General features: G+C 43.9%; 16 protein-coding genes. 8 read left to right on the top strand and 8 right to left on the bottom strand.

Annotation, left to right across the window (positions count from 1 at the left end):
- Positions 1–193: 193 nt before the first annotated feature.
- Positions 194–895, top strand: a complete 702-nt coding sequence (locus ACZ5ZC_RS13055; protein ID WP_464931969.1) for a pseudouridine synthase — start codon at positions 194–196, stop codon at positions 893–895.
- Positions 896–980: 85 nt separating this feature from the next.
- Here the strand turns inward: ACZ5ZC_RS13055 and ACZ5ZC_RS13050 are convergent, their stop codons facing one another.
- Together ACZ5ZC_RS13050 and ACZ5ZC_RS13045 are read right to left on the bottom strand one after the other, a co-directional pair.
- A complete protein-coding gene (locus ACZ5ZC_RS13050; protein WP_012841993.1) occupies positions 981–1,658 on the bottom strand; it encodes a DUF2057 family protein in 678 nt (225 codons plus the stop codon).
- 76 nt (positions 1,659–1,734) lie between these two features.
- On the bottom strand, positions 1,735–2,766 hold the full coding sequence (locus ACZ5ZC_RS13045) for a porin (protein ID WP_006742133.1): 1,032 nt from the start codon (positions 2,764–2,766) through the stop codon (positions 1,735–1,737).
- A 515-nt stretch (positions 2,767–3,281) separates the two neighbouring features.
- On the opposite strand from ACZ5ZC_RS13045, the gene dinG reads away from it, so the two are divergent.
- The 5 genes from dinG (at position 3,282) to xthA (ending at position 7,764) form a co-directional block, all read left to right on the top strand.
- Positions 3,282–5,357, top strand: a complete 2,076-nt coding sequence (dinG, locus tag ACZ5ZC_RS13040; protein WP_464931968.1) for an ATP-dependent DNA helicase DinG — start codon at positions 3,282–3,284, stop codon at positions 5,355–5,357.
- A gap of 14 nt (positions 5,358–5,371) precedes the next feature.
- The gene (locus tag ACZ5ZC_RS13035; protein ID WP_005390688.1) at positions 5,372–6,157 is read left to right on the top strand and encodes a sulfite exporter TauE/SafE family protein; all 786 of its coding nucleotides are present in this window, start codon (positions 5,372–5,374) and stop codon (positions 6,155–6,157) included.
- On the top strand, positions 6,154–6,699 hold the full coding sequence (locus ACZ5ZC_RS13030; protein ID WP_012841995.1) for a primosomal replication protein: 546 nt from the start codon (positions 6,154–6,156) through the stop codon (positions 6,697–6,699). The genes ACZ5ZC_RS13035 and ACZ5ZC_RS13030 overlap by 4 nt, the downstream gene beginning before the upstream one ends.
- A complete protein-coding gene (rsmS, locus tag ACZ5ZC_RS13025) occupies positions 6,699–6,863 on the top strand; it encodes a pleiotropic regulatory protein RsmS (RefSeq protein WP_005378432.1) in 165 nt (54 codons plus the stop codon). The genes ACZ5ZC_RS13030 and rsmS overlap by 1 nt, the downstream gene beginning before the upstream one ends.
- Positions 6,864–6,957: 94 nt before the next feature.
- Positions 6,958–7,764, top strand: coding sequence for an exodeoxyribonuclease III (gene xthA / locus ACZ5ZC_RS13020; protein ID WP_258432300.1), 807 nt, complete (start codon positions 6,958–6,960; stop codon positions 7,762–7,764).
- Between the two features lie 97 nt (positions 7,765–7,861).
- On the opposite strand, the gene ACZ5ZC_RS13015 is transcribed toward xthA, so the two are convergent.
- The 6 genes from ACZ5ZC_RS13015 to ACZ5ZC_RS12990 form a co-directional block, all read right to left on the bottom strand.
- A complete protein-coding gene (locus tag ACZ5ZC_RS13015) occupies positions 7,862–10,582 on the bottom strand; it encodes an ImpA family metalloprotease (RefSeq protein WP_464931967.1) in 2,721 nt (906 codons plus the stop codon).
- 155 nt (positions 10,583–10,737) lie between these two features.
- Entirely contained in the window at positions 10,738–11,415 is a 678-nt protein-coding gene (locus ACZ5ZC_RS13010; RefSeq protein WP_005390676.1) for an ABC transporter permease, read from the bottom strand.
- A gap of 3 nt (positions 11,416–11,418) precedes the next feature.
- A complete protein-coding gene (locus ACZ5ZC_RS13005; RefSeq protein ID WP_006742137.1) occupies positions 11,419–12,159 on the bottom strand; it encodes an ABC transporter permease in 741 nt (246 codons plus the stop codon).
- A gap of 81 nt (positions 12,160–12,240) precedes the next feature.
- Positions 12,241–13,011 carry an ABC transporter substrate-binding protein gene (locus tag ACZ5ZC_RS13000; protein WP_054867730.1) on the bottom strand — a complete coding sequence of 257 codons (771 nt, stop codon included), beginning with the start codon at positions 13,009–13,011 and terminating at the stop codon, positions 12,241–12,243.
- A gap of 82 nt (positions 13,012–13,093) precedes the next feature.
- Complete coding sequence (locus ACZ5ZC_RS12995; protein WP_005378438.1) at positions 13,094–13,864, bottom strand: ABC transporter ATP-binding protein; 771 nt, start codon at positions 13,862–13,864, stop codon at positions 13,094–13,096.
- A 241-nt stretch (positions 13,865–14,105) separates the two neighbouring features.
- A complete protein-coding gene (locus tag ACZ5ZC_RS12990) occupies positions 14,106–15,569 on the bottom strand; it encodes a hypothetical protein (RefSeq protein WP_054867728.1) in 1,464 nt (487 codons plus the stop codon).
- Between the two features lie 456 nt (positions 15,570–16,025).
- On the opposite strand from ACZ5ZC_RS12990, the gene ACZ5ZC_RS12985 reads away from it, so the two are divergent.
- Positions 16,026–17,573 carry a DUF3360 family protein gene (locus tag ACZ5ZC_RS12985; RefSeq protein WP_005390668.1) on the top strand — a complete coding sequence of 516 codons (1,548 nt, stop codon included), beginning with the start codon at positions 16,026–16,028 and terminating at the stop codon, positions 17,571–17,573.
- Between the two features lie 305 nt (positions 17,574–17,878).
- The gene (pflB, locus tag ACZ5ZC_RS12980; RefSeq protein WP_114322523.1) at positions 17,879–20,155 is read left to right on the top strand and encodes a formate C-acetyltransferase; all 2,277 of its coding nucleotides are present in this window, start codon (positions 17,879–17,881) and stop codon (positions 20,153–20,155) included.
- Positions 20,156–20,296: the final 141 nt, after the last annotated feature.

Below are 20,296 nucleotides of genomic sequence, written 5' to 3'. Positions count from 1 at the left end.
TCGCACTCTTTGTTGTAGTTTGAAGCTCTGGGCTCTGAATCCATGAGTGCACTGATATAATTAAACAAATAACACGAATTAGTCTATCATTCTGTGCGCGTTTGTTAGTTTTAGGCGCGCAAATCATATCCGATCATGAGAAAACTTAAAACTTTCAAACACAGTTCATTTACATTTTTGCAGGGTAGTTAACATGTCATCTCGTACAGGTCATGAAAAAGGTCGCGGTCGCAATCAATCCCAAACGGGCCGATTTAAACACTCAGGAGCTCGCAATAGCTCAAAGACTCGTACTCAAACAAACCGTCGCCCTGTTCGCTCAGCAAGAAACCAAAAGCCAAAAGTGGATCCAAAAGACCGTAAAGTCATTATATTCAACAAGCCTTACGACACGCTCAGTCAATTTACCGATGGTGATGGTCGCAAAACGTTAGCGGACTATATCCCAGTCAAAGATGTCTATGCGGCTGGCCGATTGGACCGAGACAGCGAAGGTTTGATGGTGCTCACTAACGATGGCATCTTGCAGGCGAAGCTCACGCAGCCAAAGTCAAAATCCCCGAAGACTTATTGGGTTCAAGTCGATGGCGCTCCTCTAGAGCAAGATCTTGAAAAATTGAGAAAGGGAGTAGAGCTAAAAGATGGTATGACCCTACCAGCCGAAGTTGAAGTGATTCCAGAACCACAAGTCTGGGATAGAACCCCTCCTGTTCGTTTTCGTGCAAATATCCCTACCACTTGGTTAGCCATTACCATTATTGAAGGAAGAAATCGTCAGGTGCGTCGCATGACTGCGCACATTGGCTTCCCTACTTTGCGCCTCATTCGTCATTCGTTGGGTGATATCGTCCTTAAAGACCTAATGCCTGGTGAATGGAGAGAAATCTCTCTCTAATAGGCAGAAAAGATAAAAGCAGGCTTAAAGCCTGCTTTTTAGATTCGTACTTTTTCAGTTAAGCCCTATCTAATGAACTAAGGGATTACTGCTCAGCAAGCCAGTTTTTAAATGCCTCTTTTTCCGCCGGAGACGCTTTCTGGTACATCGTCTTTAATACATCAACCATTGGGCTGTCGTTCGATGCGACTGTTGAACGGGTATCACTACTCTCAACTCGAGGCTCGATATCACTTACTGATTGTTGATGCTGATTCACAGTTACATAACTAACGGCAACACTCGCGATACCGCCAGCAATATTGTAGTTACGAGATTCTTGAGGGTAATTACGACCAATTTGAACACCATCTGACTCTAATACATCTTCGACCAAAGCAATAGGTTGACCTTTGGTGTCCAGCAGTTGCCAATCTAAAGGTGAGATGTTGTTTTGCGCTTGACGAAGAGTTTTAAACTCTGGTAGTTCAAACTTTAGTTTTTCATTTTCAACATCAAACTTAGCGATGATCACGTCACTGTAAACTGTCTTAAGGTTTTCGTTTGTTTCAAAAGCAGGTTGATATTTGAAGACAATTTGGTTAGTTCCGTCGGGGATCTCAATTGTCTTCTCACTAGAGAAAAGTCCCCCCTCAAGTTTTGGCTTCTCCATATTGACGGCCAGTAACTTCACGTCTTCTGGAACCACTAAAGTCGTTGCAGCATAAAGGTTTGTACTGGCAAGAATAGACAACGCCATTGCCACTTTTAATGATAACTGCATAGAGTTTTTCATCCTTATCTTCATAGTAAAAGACCCAGCATATAGCTGGGTCTTACAATATCAAACTGGGTATTGATTACCAGTAGAAACGTGCACCAACACCGAAGTCAGTTTTAGAATCAGTTTCTGCAGTTGTTTTACCAGCTTCTAGCTTATCACCATCAAAATTGTAACCCGCTTCTGCGAATACGCGAGCCCATTTAGAGAACTTGTATTCAACGCCAGCGTAAAACTTAGATTGGTCGCCATCTTTCTTGCCAGATTTGTCAGAAGATGACATTACTAGCTCGTAGCCAGAGTAAAGTGTTGTTTTAGGAGCTACAGCGAACATGCCTGCTAGAGAGATACCGTGAGAATCGATAGTCTCGTTAGCTGCTTTGTCTTCATTTTCGTTGTAGTAGTACGTAGCACCTAGAGTGTGCTCATCTAGAGCGTATTCAGCAGTTACTTCGAAAGATAGGTTCTCAGTGTTGTTACCTTTAGAAGCAATCTTGTTCTCAGAAGAAAGAACGCCAGCGTGTACAGATAGGTCATTGAAAGACTTACCTACGAATACTTCGCGGATTTCTTCGTTTTGATCTTTCTCACCTAGCGCGTAACCAGCTTTTAGCCAGAATGCGTCATTTTCGTAAGCGTATTTAATTTGAGAAGAGTTGTTCCACGCGTGTCCGTAAAGAAGTGCAGAACCACCGAAGAAGTATGAGTAATCAGCTCCGTAGATGTCATCAGCCCAAGTACCTTCTTTACCAAAACGAAGTGTACCCATATCGCCCATGTCGAAGCCAAAGATGTGACGGCGTACGTATACTGAGTCATCAGTACGCTCGCTTGAATCAGCACCTGCACCGTAGTTGTCACCTAGAGCAACACCGATTTCAACTTCACCTAGAACTTTTAGGTTGTCGTTTACAACGTAAACACCATTTACACCCATACGAGAAGAGCTAGTGTTTAGCTCTGCAGTGTGGTCTGTGCTGTCTAGGAATAGAAGAGTTGGACGTAGCTGACCGTAGAAATCTACAGAACCTTCTTCAGATTTGAATACTTCAGCTGCGTTCACTGAAGTTGCAGACGCAACTACAGCTAGTGCTAATAGAGTTTTTTTCATAATTAATCCACTGCCTTTTCTTAGTTCGGGATATCCTTGTCCGGTTCCCTTTTTTTATATGTTTGAGATAGAGCGTTAACAAAACGTTATACAGCGCCTTCTCAAAATCTGGAGCTAAGAGTGCAAAAGATTATTCTGGCTGTCAAATTTTCTAAATACCAATGTAAAAAAACAAAAATAACATTTAAAAACAATAACTTGAAAAGTTTACCTTTATTTATTCGACGAACATCTAATCAATCCTCTTGATTTTTCATAATTTATAAAACCATTAACAATGAGATTTTAAACCCAAAATAAATACTAAAAAACACAATATATAGAATAAAAAACCATGCAAATATCATATTTGGAGTTTTATATTTTTCATATAATGAAATTAATTTCATTTAGATAAGGTTCAATATTTTTTTGTGAAGAAGATCTACATTCCTCATAAAAGCATTCCGTTTTGTGAACTACTGTACAACTAGTGATGTGTGCTACTATTCGCCTCCAACGCATTTGAGGCCCGTATGCTGACCAGTAACATTCAAAAATCGATTCGTAATAGCTATCAAAACCTGCAAGATCAACTTGATAACTTTGTACCTAGAAGAGCACAAAACTACCTTGTTGCAGAGATTGCAAAAACGCTGTGCGGTCAGTACCACAAATCTAACCGAATACTGGTTGCAGAAGCAGGGACTGGAATTGGTAAGTCGCTCTCCTATCTAATGGCTGCCATCCCCGTGGCTGTACATAACAATAGAAAAGTGGTTATCTCAACGGCGACCGTAGCTCTGCAAGAGCAGCTCATAAATAAAGACCTCCCTCTTTTTCGTCGGATTACCGACCGAGAGTTTTCTTTTATTCTGGCAAAAGGCCGTCAACGCTATTGTTGTGCAGAAAAACTTGCTTCAGCTTGTGGTGCTGATGGTGGTCAGTTAGCCATGTTCGAAACCAAGCCTAAGCAAAAAGATATAGAGCTGTTGGAAACAATGCATCGCTCTCTTGCGCAAGGTAAATGGGACGGTGACCGTGATTCTTGGCCTAAAACCATCGATGATAAGCTTTGGCAACTGATTGTTAGTGATAAACACAGTTGTAATAACAGCTTACCCGGCCATCGCGGATGCCCATTTCAAAAAGCGCGCTCGGAGCTGGATAAGAATGATGTCATCATTGCGAACCACTCTCTCGTCATGGCAGACGCAGACTTGGGGGGCGGAGTAATCTTACCTGAGCCAGAAAACACGATATACGTCTTTGACGAGGCACATCACTTGCCTCATGTCGCCCGCGATCATGCTTCAGCATCTGCGAGCTTAAAAGGTGCGGCAGCGTGGCTTGAGAAGTTAAATCAGTCGATTAGCAAGTTTTCATCGCTCGCACACGAGAAACGCGTAGCTCGATTTCGCAACGACCTTCAAGACGCGGTTCAGAACTTGATACCAGCACTGACTCAACTGCCTAAACAGTTCGATCCAGCTCAATTTGAAGAAGGCATCTACCGCTTTGAGCACGGTGAACTACCAGAATGGCTAGAGAACCAATCCAAAGAGTTAAAGCAGTTCAGTAAAAAAGCAAATCAAAGTGTGGCAAAAATTGCCGACCTTATTGCGGAAAGAGTAAAAGATGGGGAGCTTGCGACAAGATTGGCTGAACCAGCGCTTGCAGAGCTCGGCTTCTACATTCAAAGGTTAGAAAACCTAGCGCAAGTCTGGCACTTGATGGCTGAGCCAACTCGTGAAAAAGGTGCGCCTTTGGCTCGCTGGTTAGAAACCCACCCCGATCGCGAGGGTGATTTCATTGTGAGTGTTTCTCCGCTTGAAATTGGATGGCAACTCGACCAACAAATTTGGAGCAGGTGCATTGGCGCCATTTTAGTTTCCGCAACGATGCGTGCATTAAACTCCTTCCATTACTTTTGCCATCAGGTTGGTATTGATGGAAAACCAGAATCAGGCACACAGTTTTTAGCGCTTGCGTCACCATTCGATTACCAAAACCAGGCAGAATTGCTCATCCCTGCGATGAAATATGAACCACCAGCGCCTCAATTTACTGAATATCTTATCGAGATATTGCCTAAGTACTTGGAAGACAAGAAAGCCAACTTAGTATTATTCTCATCCTATTGGCAGATGAACCAAGTTGCGAAGGCGCTGTCTTCGGAGTTCATAAAAAAAGGCTGGGCGTTGCAAGTTCAAGGCGAAAGCTCACGTCAAGAAATTCTAAAAAAACATAAAAAGCTAATAGAATCAAATAAAACCAGCATCTTATTTGGTACTGGCAGTTTCTCTGAGGGGCTAGATTTACCTGGCGAATTACTTGAAAACTTGGTGATTACAAAAATTCCATTTGGTGTTCCAACCTCTCCTGTCGAACAGGCTCACTCCGAATATATCGAGAAAAAAGGTGGGAACCCGTTTATGCAAATAACTGTACCTGACGCAAGCAAAAAGCTGATCCAGAGCGTAGGTCGCTTACTGCGTAAAGAGAGAGATTCTGGTAGAGTAACGATTCTTGATCGACGCCTAGTCACTAAGCGATACGGACAAGCCTTAATCGACTCACTACCTCCATTTAAACGTAAAATAGAATATTAGAAGAATCACCATTTATGGAAATGATTGAGCCAACTATGCTGTTAGTGTTGGCGCTTGTCGCTTTTGTCGCTGGATTTATTGATGCAGTTGCCGGAGGTGGTGGCATGCTAACCGTACCTGCTCTACTATCGTTGGGCTTGCCGCCCCATATTGCACTAGGCACCAATAAACTTGCGGCTACCTTTGCCTCTTCTACTGCGGCATTTACGTACTACAAGAAACGTTTATTCAAGCCTCAATGCTGGGGAAGAGCATTTGTTGCGACGCTTGTCGGAGCAACATTAGGTACCCTACTTGTGGACGCGATTAGCACGGATTGGCTAGAAAAAGGGTTACCTCTTGTTATTTTAGCGGCGGCGTTATACACCGTCTTCCATAAAACACCGCACTCTCCTCATCAAAGTCCAATTCCCGAGCCTTGCCCAAAACTTCATAGAAAACAGTACATGCAAGGATTATCCATAGGGTTCTATGACGGGCTCGCAGGGCCTGGAACTGGGGCTTTTTGGACGGTAAGTTCAATGGCTCTGTATCGGCTGAATATCTTGCTCGCCTCTGGCTTAGCAAAAGCAATGAACTTTACCAGCAACTTTACCTCTTTGATCACGTTTGCAGTCCTCGGTCATATCAACTGGGTGCTAGGCTTAACAATGGGGGTATGTTTAATGGCTGGCGCTTTTGTTGGCGCACATTCCGCCATTCGGTTTGGTTCTAAATTCATTCGCCCTGTATTTGTTACTGTCGTCAGTATACTGGCCATAAAATTGGCTTATGACGCATGGTTTGTAGGTTTGTCATGAACATTTCTCAACTCCAGGAAAACCTAGAACAAATGGCGAAGCAAGCCGCTGTTCTTGACCGTCAAAGAGGCGAACACCATGTTCCGCTTTTTGATGAGCGCTTATTTGGTTGTCGCTCTCGCTTACTTACTCCTTGCGTAAAAGAAGCAAAAGCTACGCTGGATGCGATTGTGCGTGAGCAAAATGAAGGTAAGCTCACCGCTTTGCGTGCTGAGTACCTCACTGAACGGTTAGTAGCGCAAATCGGTGCGATTCAACGCGAGATCTCTACCACCAAAATTCGCAAGAATGAGATCAAACATAGCAGCCATTTCCGCAAGCCTATTAACGTGCTTTACCAGGAACTCGCTCAACACCAAGAGTGGGCAAGACGCTTGCGCGAAATGGTGTTAGAAAAAGAACGTGCTGTCGAAACCGCTCCTAGTTTTATGCGTGCCGAGGCTCAGAAAGTGTTACTAGCGACCGAGCAACGTTTGGCACGTTGTGAGGCAGCGCTTCTGAAACTAGAGAACCAAATTACACATAGGGAAAAACACCAATAATGGCCGATCAACCAACCTCGCCTTTAGATGACGCACCTGAAGAGATCAAATTGGCTGTCGATTTGATCTATTTACTTGAGAGCAATGAGATAGATCCAGAAGTTGCGCTTAACGCTTTGAAGATCGTGCAAAACGACTTAGAAAACAAATTAAAAGCAAAGTAGCCCAACGTTTCGCTCCTTTCACCGAGACTCGTTTTCAGTGCTCTTGCACAATGATACTATTCATAAAAAAGTACGCCCTCAAAAAGGATAAACAATGAAAGTAATCAGCTTTAACATCAATGGACTACGTGCGCGACTGCACCAACTCCAAGCGCTAATCGACAAACACCAACCAGATGTGATTGGCCTTCAGGAAATTAAAGTTCACGATGAAGCATTCCCGATTGAAGCTGTCGAAGCCATGGGCTACAAAGTGTATTTCCATGGTCAAAAAGCGCACTACGGTGTCGCAATGCTTTGTAAGCAAGAGCCTCTTCTCGTACAAAAAGGGTTCCCGACGGATAACGAAGAGCACCAAAAGCGCATGATCATGGCAACGTTTTTAAATGAAAACGGCGAAAAGGTCACGGTGCTAAACGGCTACTTCCCTCAAGGGGATAACATCAGCCACGAAACAAAATTCCCATACAAACGTCAGTTTTATAAAGATCTGATGACCTACCTAAACGATCATCACAATAGTGACGAGCAATTGATTGTTATGGGTGACATCAACATCAGCCCTATTGATGCAGATATCGGTATCGGCGAACCAAACCGTAAGCGTTGGCTAAAAACAGGTAAATGTTCATTCCAACCGGAAGAGCGCGAATGGCTGAAAACCTTGCTAGATTGGGGCTTTGAGGACACCTTCCGCAAGCTATATCCAGAAGTGAACGATCAATTCTCGTGGTTTGATTATCGCTCTCGCGGATTTGATGATAACCGAGGTCTACGAATTGATGTCATTTTGGCGACCCCTTCTCTCGCGCAAAAATGTATTGAGTCGGGTATCGATTATGAATTGCGCGGTATTGAAAAACCTTCAGACCACGCTCCAATTTGGTCGACGTTCAAGTAATACATAACTGAGCAATAAGCGGGACTCAACGCTAAGCTTAACCCATGAAAAAGGGAGACTCTGTCTCCCTTTTTCATGCAAGTTACTTTCTACTCAGCTAGTTCAGCGGCCAAACCGTTTGACCATCAACACTGACTGGCGTTTGAGCAAATTCGTTAAGACAGTAGCCGGTATTGCTGCTTGCAAAGTAAGTGAGAGGCATCGGTGGTAGATTCAGCGCCACAACCTGCTGTTTCGCTTTTTCTGTGAACGAGAAGCCCCACATATCTAAATAGCTCGTCATGTCTCGCTGAGAGATGTAGCTCAGAGCAATAAGCAACCAGTCGTTGTTTGAGATGCTATTTGCCTCTTCACGAGAGTAGTTGGTGAAACCAATACTCAATCGTCTCTCATTCCAAAGCGCATCATCCGATTTCAAGCGGTTAAACTCACGTTCAATCAGGTGCAATCGCGCCAATAAATGCCAACCATTTTGCAGTACACCTTCATGCTGCGTCGCCATCATCATTTGAATGTAAACGCGAGCTCCCCAACTCCAACCAGTTTGATTTTGCGCTGCCATGTAAGCGTTTGGATCCGCTTGAGTTCGGCTTGCTTGCAATAATTCAAACTGGCCTTTGAAATCTAAGCTTTGGCAAGTTGAAACTTTCCCCGTATTCTGGAAGAAACGAGACTTACTGTAATACGAGTAGTAATTAGTCGTTGAATGCCCTTCCCAGCCTGCAAATCGGAATCGACCTTTTTCCAAGCCATGACCAAGCTCATGTAAATCACCGTGACCGAGTGGGCTGAATGACCAGTAAGCATCGTATGGGTTACCAGAACAGCCGTAACCACACGTCGCTTGGTCAGCGTTCATATGCTTCACCATATCAATATTGGCGATTTCCCAACCTTGATTTTTGGCATACTGGATAATTTCCGGAACCTCATCGATACCCGGCCCTTGGAAACCAGCCAAGACATGTGGGTAGTTATGAACATACTCTTCTGTCGCCAGCGCCATTTCAGCTGGTGTCGACCACATCTCATCGTTGACAGATTCAAGCATTTTGTCACGTTTAGAATGTACCTCAAATCCAGGCGTGATCAGTTCAGCCCAATCGAACAAATTCGCTTCAAGCTCCTGAATAAACGCATCGTTATCCTTTTCACTTCTCCATACAGGGTGTTGCGCTACATGGCTAAATGTTAGAGCTACTGGTACATCATTATTGTTAAAGTGAACCTGGATAGGCCCGCCATAAGGTGAAGTCAGCGTGATGGTTTCACCCGGCTTCACCTCATAGGCGAAAGAAGTCAGCATTTTTGGTCGCGTGTATCCATCTTTGCTGAACTCATGAGTTGCGCCACTCCTTAAACTGTTGATGACAATTTTAGTCGTCACTTCACTACTGTCATTGCGCGTGACCGTAAAGGTCTCCCCAGGAAGCGCATACACACCAGCAGAGCGGAAGTTACGCTTTGATTCCATATTAATCGTTGCGCTGATTCTCTTTACTTCAGGGCTAAACTCACTACGGCTGAAGTTCCCCATATTTGGTTGTTTTGGGTTTACGCTTCGGCTGTTGTATTGCACGTAATCGGCAAAGTACGACTTTAGGAATTCGGTCGTTTGGGTTGACTGTTTGTCCATTGGGAAGACAACCGTTTGACGATAATGATCAGCCAGCAATACCATGAGTTTTTCGTATTGGTAGCCGTCTTGATTAAACAAATCTACTTTTTGTTCATCAAGCTTTTGCAACCGATGGCGAATACTGTTTGCCCCTGCATAAAATTGACTTTCCATATTCGCAGTGTCAGGACAAGATTTGTCATCACACTGTGACAAGTCAACATTGAAGTTTTGAGATTCAAAACGAGACAACAGCGCTTGTTGCGTAGCAACAGAGTCTGGCACGAAGTTCATGAGTGATGAAGGCGCCCAATCAACCAAGCCTAACTTACGCCAATAGTTATCTCCCACATAATCAACATGGAATTTTTCCAAAATGTCTCGGCCAAGTTCAGTTAGTCCTCCATCCCAATGCAGGTATAGAACAGGAATTTGGGCTTGCTCAGCGTATGCCAGAGCATCGAGTACTTGTTGGTTGGTGTCGCCAGATTGCAGATGCTGTGACAAGATCAATAAGTTTGGAGTATTGGTTTGCAAGCAGCTAAGTAGCTTCGAACCATCGCATAGGTTGGCCTCGTTAAACGCCAACTCTTGTGAAACATTGTCTTTCAGCCAATTCCGAGTCGCTTGCTCATCAGGGAAGTAATAAGACTGATCCATTTGCGCGATGACAACGTTTGAAGTAGTTCCGCCTGACAACCAAGTGACCATGTTGCTTAGCCATTGAGTCATCGCGGCATTCGAAGACTCGGGAAAGCGTTGTGCGGTTCTAAATGGGTTACTACCTAATAGCGCATAACGTTGACCATTAGCTTTTTCTCCAGCAACGCCAATTGACAACGCCTGATCTTTATAACCGCTAGCCATGGCCTTGTTGGTCATCAAGATGGTGTCGTTGAACCCATACTGAGGTGCCAAGATCGCTGCATCATGGGTTGGATCCCAATAAAGGCCAGAAAGGTTTTTCGCAATTGCAGATTTGATCGTATTCGACTGTTTCTTGTGCCCTTCCACAACTTGCCGACTTTCTCGAATGAAATCGTTCGGGTCAGAAACGAGCAGAGCATTACCAGTATCCAGAGCTTGTTGAACTGGAGCTGGCGTTGGTTTTACTTGAGCATTAGATTGTGACTCTCCCTCTCCCCCACCACATCCAGTGGCAACGGCGGCAAGGCCCAACGATAGAATTGTTTTTTTCATTTTTACTTACTAAACAATGGGTTTATCAAATATTAATGTAAGTACATGAATAAAAAGAAATAGTCCTTTGTATCGGTAGGAAAAATAGGAATGAAGATAACAAAATCATCAAAAAGCAATGGTACCCATTCCGATACCATTGCTGACATTAATTATTAACTTAAAGGACGTAGGTATGCCAAGAAGCGCTTCTCTGCCACTTTAAAGCACCACAAGATCATAAACGTCAGTGCCATGTAGAACAGCCCCGCCGTTAGGAAAGATTCAAATGGCGCATAGTAACGTGAGTTAACTAAGCGCGCAGCGCCAGTTAGATCCATAATGGTAACGATACCCGCGACCGCACTACCGTGCAGCATGAAAATCACTTCGTTTGAATAAGCTGGTAATGCTCGACGCAGTGCACTAGGCAAGATAATACGTCTGTATGTCATAAACTTACTCATCCCATACGCTTTGGCGGCTTCTACTTCACCTTTGGGCAAGCCATTAATCGCACCACGAATAATTTCTGCAGTATAAGCCGACGTATTAAGAATAAAAGCGACTAAAGCACAAAACCAGGCGTTTTCCCACAAGGTATCTTTCACAGGAAAGAACTGATCCATACCGTAATAAATCAAATACAACTGGACCAACAACGGTGTTCCACGGAAAAAGTAAATGAATCCCCAAGAAGGTAAGCTAAAGGCATAATTCGTACTATTACGTGCCACGGCTAATGGAATCGAGACACACAAACCGATAACCAACGCTAATCCTACCAGCCAAACTGTCGTCCAAAGTCCCTGAAGATAAGTTGGGAAGCTTTCAATAATCAAAGAAAAATCCATAACTCACCTCGCATGAATACTGAACTTACGCTCAACAAGCTTGAGTAGCCCGGTCGAAACGCTGGTAAAAAACAGAAAGATGAGCGCGACAGCCATGTAAAAGGTAAACGGCATTTTCGTCGTACCTGCCGCCAACGAGCTCATTCTCACCATGTCATCCAGGCCGATGATGGAAACTAACGCAGTGGTCTTGAGTAACACTAACCAGTTATTACCAAATCCAGGTAATGCATGACGAATCATCTGAGGCAGTAAGATTCTTCTAAACGATAAGGCTGAGCTCATACCATAAGCTTTCGCCGCTTCTAGTTCACCTTTGTCCACCGCCATGATCGCTCCGCGAAAAGTCTCCGCCATGTAGGCACCAAAGATAAAACCAATCGTGAGTACACCTGCAATAAATGGGCTGACATCAATATAGTCGGGTAAGTAAGACGTCCATTCATGGTTTGGATCACTCGAAGCAAACCACTCATTGAGCGTTTCGTTAATGGAGTACAGGCTATTGTTTAAAAGTATTTGTCCACCAAAGAAAATCAGCATCATCAGAACCAAATCTGGAATGCCGCGAATGACGGTGGTGTAAAGAGTGGCAATCGCCCTTGCCCATTTGTAAGGCGCTAACTTAGCTAATGCGCCAAGCATACCTAAGATCACCGCAAGAAGGAGTGAAAGCACTGCAACTTCTATCGTTACTAAAGCCCCTTTTAAAATCGAAGCTTCGTATCCTTGTAAATCTAGCATAGGTGAGTTCCTAATCCCTAAACTCAAAAAATCGACCGTTGACTACTTCTAGGAACAAGCCAACGGTCGCTTAATTACGGTTTATTCACCGTACACATCGTAGTTAAAGTATTTACCAGCAATTTCTTGATAAACACCTTTCTCACGTAGTGAAATTATCGCCGCGTCCAATTTCTTCGTTAGATCTTTATCTTGTTTACGCACGGCAATACCAAAACCTTCACCGAACCACTTAGGATCGGTCAATGACGGACCAACAAACTCGTACGCGTCGCCGCCCGCTTTATTAAGCACACCTTCTTCTAGAGCAGAGGCGTCGCCCAATACAGCGGCAACACGACCATTGGCTAAATCTAGGTAAGCCTCATCAAAAGAACCGTAACGAACAATTTCTACTTTATCGCCATAGTTATCTGTCAGATATTTGTCGTGTGTTGTTGCACGTTGAACGGCGATTTTCTTGCCATCTAGGTTTTCAAAATCCAGATTCGCACCCTTCTTGGCAATAAATTTGTTTGGAATCAGTGCGTATTTGCCAGTGAAATCGACTTTCTTCTTACGTTCTTCAGTAATAGACATCGCAGCGATGATTGCGTCGTACTTACGCGCTAATAGAGAAGGAATGATGCCATCCCAATCTTGCGCGACAATCTTACATTTCACTTGCATTTCTTCACAAAGCGCGTTGGCCATGTCTACGTCGAAGCCTTTCAGAGAACCATCAGTTTCTGTCCAGCTAAACGGAGGGTAAGCACCCTCAATGCCGAAGCGAACTGTTTTCCATTCTTTCGCTTGAGCGACACCAGATACTGCCGTTGCAGCGATCGTTGCTGCTAATAACCACTTTTTCATTTCCATACTCCTGTGATTGCTATTTTATTTCGTTTTGTTTGTTGTGCTGGCTTAGGAGGCAATAGTCTGCCGCCTAAAAATATTAGTAAATGGATGAGATAAACTGCTGTAATCGTTCTGAATCCGGGTTTGTAAATAGCTTAGCTGGATTTCCCTGTTCTTCCACTAAGCCTTGATGCAAGAACATCACATGGTTTGATACGTCTCGCGCAAATGCCATCTCGTGCGTGACCACCAGCATGGTTCGTCCTTCATCTGCCAAATCTCTCATTACCCCTAATACTTCCCCAACAAGTTCTGGGTCAAGCGCAGAGGTTGGCTCGTCAAACAACATCACTTCAGGGTCAACTGCTAGCGCACGGGCAATAGCGGCACGTTGCTGCTGACCGCCAGATAAGTGCCCAGGATAATAGTCTTTACGCTCATATAGGCCTACTTTCTTAAGCAAGACTTCTGCGTTTTCAATCGCTTGGGCTTTTGGTACGCCTAGAACATGAACAGGGGCTTCAATCACGTTTTCTAGTACTGTCAGGTGTGACCATAAGTTGAAACCTTGGAACACCATCGCTAGACGTGAGCGAATACGTTGCACTTGCTTTTCATTAGCAGGAACGGATTCCCCTGCTCGGTTGTTCTTCATTTGGATTAATTCACCATTCACCCAAATTTCGCCTGCGGTAGGCGTTTCTAGCAAGTTTATACATCTAAGAAAGGTACTCTTACCAGAACCGGAAGAGCCAATGATGGAGATGACATCTCCTTTGTGCGCGGCAAGAGAAATTCCCTTGAGAACTTCATTTTGTCCAAATGTTTTGTGCAGGTCTTTTATATCTAGCGCTGGTACATCATTCATGCGCTCTACTCCCTGTGTTTTTGTCACTGCAATTAAGGGACTCCGCCCTCTCTAATTCGGAACAAATTAGCACCACACCCTGAAACTTGCAACAAATTATTAACCTAAATAATTCGAATAGAAAGATACGATAGCCAAATTAATATGCAATATATAGCAACTTATTCTTCAAAAGCTGAATATTAAATATAAAAAAGCCCCTTTAGAAGGGGCTTAATAAATTTACAAAAGTGTTAAGACGCTACTTAACCAATACCATAAAATCAGATTTCTGAGCATTCGTATTGACCTTCTCAGAATCAACTTCACTGATCACAAGACCATCGTGATCCACTTTAAGATCGGTCACATCACCATGAGAGAAAAGAGAAACAAAGTCATAGCTATTTAGGTTTGCTTCAGCAGACTCCACGACAATAGATTGTGAGTAATCACTTGTAGAAGAAACTTTCAAATCTTGTTTCACACTGTCATCGAATGTGTAGTAGAACAACTCCGGAACAACGACATCACTCTCTAAAGTTGTAAATATCTTGTGTGTTACTCGGTGTAGTGTTCCAGAGTTAGACTCTGCACGATATGCAAGGCGGCTAAAGCCTTTATCTTGGTCAGTGAAAGCAAAACCAGTATCAATAGTTGAACCTCTCACCACATGCGACGCAGGCAGAGCATTTAGGTTGTAGTAAGCGCTTGGATCAATTGAGATATCCCAATTTGCGTCCTGATACATCTTTTGGTTCAGCGCTACCGTCCAACCATTGATAGGTTTTTCAGCTGCAACACTGTAAGTCCAAGTTTCCGTTTTTGGCTCAAGCGGGTGGTAGAACTTCGTCGTTGACATAGGTAGCTCTGCAACTTCGTAGTTGTAATCACCAACAAGTACACTGATGTCTAAAGTGTCATATTTGAAAGATGTTGGGTTCAAGATTGGAGAAGAACCATTCATGCCAACCAATGGCAATGGTGATTCACTCGACCAATCGCGAATACCATACTGGTGCAGTTCTGTTTTCGCTGCGTCTGCATATTGCAGCACGACTGTCGACTCCATCTTCGAACCAATTGCTCTTACATCTAAAGAATCAATAGAATAGGTAGGCTTAGACTCTTTCGCAATTTGAGATATGAAGTTGTACTCTAAGCCACCAGCCTCCGTTGCTTCATATTTAAGGTCAGTTCGGGTAGCCTTACGGAAGTTGCCATTTTTATTACAAGCAGACACCGCCTCTCGATTCATTGAGAACGTTGAGTTTCTAAGGTTATTGTCCTTTAAAAAGTCTCGACTGAAGCTGTTTGCCGTAAATACGGTTCCAGAAGCATCAAGCAACTGATAAGTAAAATAGCCGTCCTCAGGAATGTCTTCTAGAACAAATTTCAAAGTAGTGCCTGATGGGTAGATAAAGTCGCCTTGACGGACACCATTCTTGTCTGAATAGAAACCGACAACCTTACCTCCTGTTAGCTGTGCACTTACGGCTGGTTGATAGGTCAATACCTGCTCGATGCCATTGCCATCTACTCTACGGTCGTAAATAGTACAGCTGTCTTTTTGTGCATTTGTTTCACTAATGACATTTGGAGCTGCAAAAGTAAAAGTGAATGTAGTTCTTGGTGTGGAACCACCGCCGCCACCGCCACCGCCGCCACAACCGACCATTAACCCTGAGATGATTGCCACTAGTGGCAGTACTTTAAGCTGTTTCATGTCTTTTTCCTAAACTGAGCGGCAATGATTAGCCAAAAAAATCGTCTTTGCCCTGTAGAAAGCAAGAATAAAGCCAGCTTTATATAATCATCATGAATATTGATATTTACCCTGCATCCCAGAACGATAAGAGCAACAAATTCTAATTTTATGCAACTTGTGTAATGAAATTACACAAGATTTCACCATCTCATTCGCATGCCAGAAACTTTCTGTAGTTTTATTTCACAACCATTCTTAAAGTGATCTAAATCAATCACCCTAAATGGCTATCTTGCTAGACTCCTGCCAAAAGATGAGGATTTTTTTGTGCCTCAACACAATAAGTTATTAGCTATGCTTAGGCACAATGTCGACGTGTAACAAATCTAATAATAGCTAGCATAAGCGTGCCGCAGGATGCGGATTAACACAATTGAATGAAGAATTCATAACTTTTAAATATATGAGGAATCTATGTCAGACGCAGTTAACAAAACGCACTCTGATTCAGATATCGAGACCAAGAGCTACCGTGAGCTTCATCGTCCAGCATCTGAGTTCGCAAGCCGTTCAGACTACCTAGACCACGAACTACAAATTATGAAGCCGCGTCGTTTCGGCTTAAACTTGCCAGGTCGTGACTTCCGTTTTGAACTTGAAGATCTTGTTCCAGCACTTGCCGGTACGATTGGTATTATCGCGATGTACTCTGCGGTAATGATGTCTTGGGCTGAAGGCCTAACTGCCGCATGGGACCATGTTAACCTGGGCAAAGATTTCGCCATCGAAGTTGCCCGTGTAGAGATGCTCATCCCTGCACTTCTTTTCTGTGTACTTGCTTCTGGCTTTATTAACCCTAAAGCCAACCTAGCAGGTAACCACGGCCCAATGATCCCTCTTATTGGTACCATCGCGCTTGCTGGTGCTCACCCTCTTGCATTGGCAATTCTCATTGGTGTGTTTGGTTTAATTCTGAGCCTGTTAAAAGGTGGTTCAAAACTGGTTAACCTCACCTCTGAAGGTACGGCTGGTGGCCTTCTCATCTTCTTGGGTTTAACCGGAACGATGAGCCAAATTAATTCCATTCAAGCTTGGGCTGTTGGTTTGCAATCCGACACAGTTGCCGCAGGTAGCATGGGTTACATCGGTCTAATCGTTCTTGCGGTTACTATTGGCCTATACGCGTTCCTTGCTAAAGTGAACAAACGCTGGCTAGCAATCCCTGTTTGTGCCTTCACTGGCCTTGCAATCGCACTTGTTCTTGGCGCAGGCTTCGATATTAAATTCGTAACCGAGACGGGTCTTCCAAACCTAAACCCAATCTACTGGTGGGGTTCAACAGAAGAAGGTTGGATGCTTGGTCTTCCTAATATGGAACACTTCATTGCTTCTCTACCATTCGCAATTCTTGCTGTAGCAATGTGGTCTCCTGACTTCTTGGGTCACCGCATCTTCCAAGAAATGAACTACCCACGTAAGAGTGAAAAAGTACTGATGGACGTTGATGACACAATGACAATGTGTTCTGTGCGCCAAATGGTCGGTACCGCTGTCGGTGGTGGTAACATCACATCATCTTGGGGGACTTACATGATCCCAGCAGCAATCGCGAAGCGCCCTATTCCTGGCGGTGCAATCTTACTAGGTTCTCTATGTATTATTGTTGCAATCCTTGGTTTCCCTATGGATGTTGCTGTATGGCCACCAGTTATGCGCGTTGCTCTTCTCGTTGGTGTCTCTCTACCACTACTTGAAGCAGGCATGCAGATGGTGAAAGACTCAAAAGATTCACAAGCAGCAGGCATCTGTATCTTTGGTTCAGCAGTCGTTAACCCTGTTCTAGCTTGGGCACTAACTATGCTTTTAGATAACAACGGCTTAATTGGTGATAAAGAGCGCGCGTCTCGCTTGTCGTTTGTAGACAAGATTGTGATCCCAGTAAGCGTACTTATTATCTGTTTAGTTGCTATGCTTGCAGTTGGTATGCTTGAAGGCCAATATGGCATCCAAGCTTGGCTGTAAAGCTGACAGTTCAGAAAATGTGTGGGTAGCGCTAGTCGCTACCCCATTTTTATCGAGATTTTTGAGGATTTATTGATTTAGTTTAAGGTTTGCAAAAAAATTTTAGTTTAACCTCTAACTGTTGCTTAAAAAGAGAAACGTTAAAACTAGTGACAATATTTATAGTTTTGTAACTCGAACATTTAAATTTAAGACTATAAATATTGTTATTCATAAGAGTGTACTGTTCCCCTCTTTAACTTGGGGATAGCTGGCTCAACGGCGAAGCAGTACGTATTTTTTTCTACTAAAAAGGTAGGTATGTCATGGCAGAGCAATTTGCTAAAGCTTGGGAAGGTTTTGCTGCAGGCGACTGGCAAAACGAAGTAAACGTTCGTGATTTCATTCAGAAGAACTACACTCCGTACGAAGGCGACGAATCTTTCCTAGTTTCTGAAGGTACTGAAGCGACTAACAAGCTTTGGGCTAAGGTAATGGAAGGCATCAAACAAGAGAACGCGACTCACGCTCCTGTTGATTTTGATACTTCAGTTATCTCTACCATCACTGCTCACGATGCAGGCTACATCGAAAAAGACCTAGAAACTATCGTAGGTCTTCAAACTGACGCTCCTCTAAAACGTGCGATCATCCCTAACGGTGGTATCCGTATGGTTGAAGGTTCATGCAAAGCCTACAACCGCGAGCTTGACCCACAAGTTAAGAAAATCTACACAGAATACCGTAAAACTCACAACCAAGGCGTTTTCGACATCTACACTCCACAAATCATGGCGTGTCGTAAGTCTGGCGTATTGACTGGTCTTCCTGATGCATACGGTCGTGGTCGTATCATCGGTGACTACCGTCGTGTTGCTCTATACGGTATTGATTTCCTAATGAAGGATAAATTCGCACAGTTCTCTTCTCTACAAGAGCGTTTCGAGAACGGCGAAGACCTACAAATGACAATGCAGCTTCGTGAAGAGATCGCAGAGCAACACCGTGCTCTAGGTCAAATCAAAGAAATGGCTGCAAAATACGGTTGTGACATTTCTCGTCCTGCTGAAACTGCACAAGAAGCTATCCAGTGGACTTACTTCGGTTACCTAGCTGCTGTTAAATCTCAAAACGGCGCGGCAATGTCTCTAGGCCGTACGTCTACGTTCCTAGACATCTTCATCGAGCGCGATATCGCTGCTGGCCGCATCACAGAAGAACAAGCTCAGGAAATGATCGACCACTTCGTAATGAAACTACGTATGGTTCGTTTCCTACGTACTCCTGAGTACGATGATCTATTCTCTGGCGACCCTATCTGGGCAACTGAGTCTATGGGTGGTATGGGTCTTGACGGTCGTACGCTAGTTACTCGTACAAACTTCCGTTTCCTAAACTCACTATACACAATGGGTCCTTCTCCAGAGCCAAACATCACTGTTCTTTGGTCTGAGCAACTACCTGATGGCTTCAAGAAGTTCTGTGCGAAAGTGTCTATCGATACTTCTTCAATCCAGTACGAAAACGACGACCTAATGCGTCCAGACATGAACTCTGACGACTACGCAATCGCATGTTGTGTATCTCCAATGGTTGTTGGTAAGCAAATGCAGTTCTTTGGTGCTCGTGCTAACCTTGCGAAAACTATGCTTTACACCATCAACGGTGGTGTGGATGAGAAGCTAAAAATCCAAGTTGGTCCACAAATGCCGAAGATCGAAGGCGATGTACTGAACTACGATGAGTTGTGGGAGAAAATGGACCACTTCATGGATTGGCTAGCGAAGCAGTACGTGACTGCACTAAACGCTATCCACTTCATGCACGACAAGTACAGCTACGAAGCGGCACTAATGGCTCTACATGACCGTGACGTTAAACGTACTATGGCTTGTGGTATTGCTGGTCTATCTGTTGCGGCTGACTCTCTGTCTGCAATCAAATACGCAAAAGTTAAGCCAATCCGTGACGAAGACGGTCTAGCAATCGACTTCGAAATCGAAGGTGATTACCCTAAATTTGGTAACAACGACCCACGCGTTGATGATATCGCATGTGAACTTGTTTCTGTATTTATGGGCAAAATCCGTAAGCTTAAGACTTACCGTGATGCAATCCCTACTCAGTCAATTCTTACTATCACTTCAAACGTGGTTTACGGTAAGAAAACTGGTAACACACCTGACGGTCGTCGTGCTGGTGCTCCATTTGCTCCAGGTGCTAACCCAATGCACGGTCGCGATGAGAAAGGTGCCGTAGCATCACTAACTTCAGTTGCAAAACTGCCGTTTGCTGACGCACAAGATGGTATCTCTTACACATTCTCTATCGTACCTAATGCACTAGGTAAAGATGAGGGTTCACAACGCGCTAACCTAGCTGGCCTGATGGATGGTTACTTCCACCACGAAGCGGGTATCGAAGGTGGTCAACACCTAAACGTGAACGTTCTTAACCGCGAAACTCTAGAAGACGCCGTTAAGCACCCAGAGAAATACCCTCAGCTAACAATCCGTGTATCTGGTTACGCTGTTCGCTTTAACTCTCTAACTGCAGAGCAACAAGCTGACGTAATCGCACGTACATTCACAGAGTCTCTATAAGACTTTAATGAAATAACGTTTTAGTGATACAACAAAGGCTGATGCTTCTAAGCATCAGCCTTTTTTTATTGCTTGAATGAAAGTTGTGATATTACGAAAGATTTTGCCCACATTCTTACGTATGATGCGAAAAAAGTTAGT

The organism is Vibrio sp. JCM 18905 (assembly GCF_055393305.1).
This window is presented reverse-complemented; position numbering and strand designations above follow the sequence as displayed.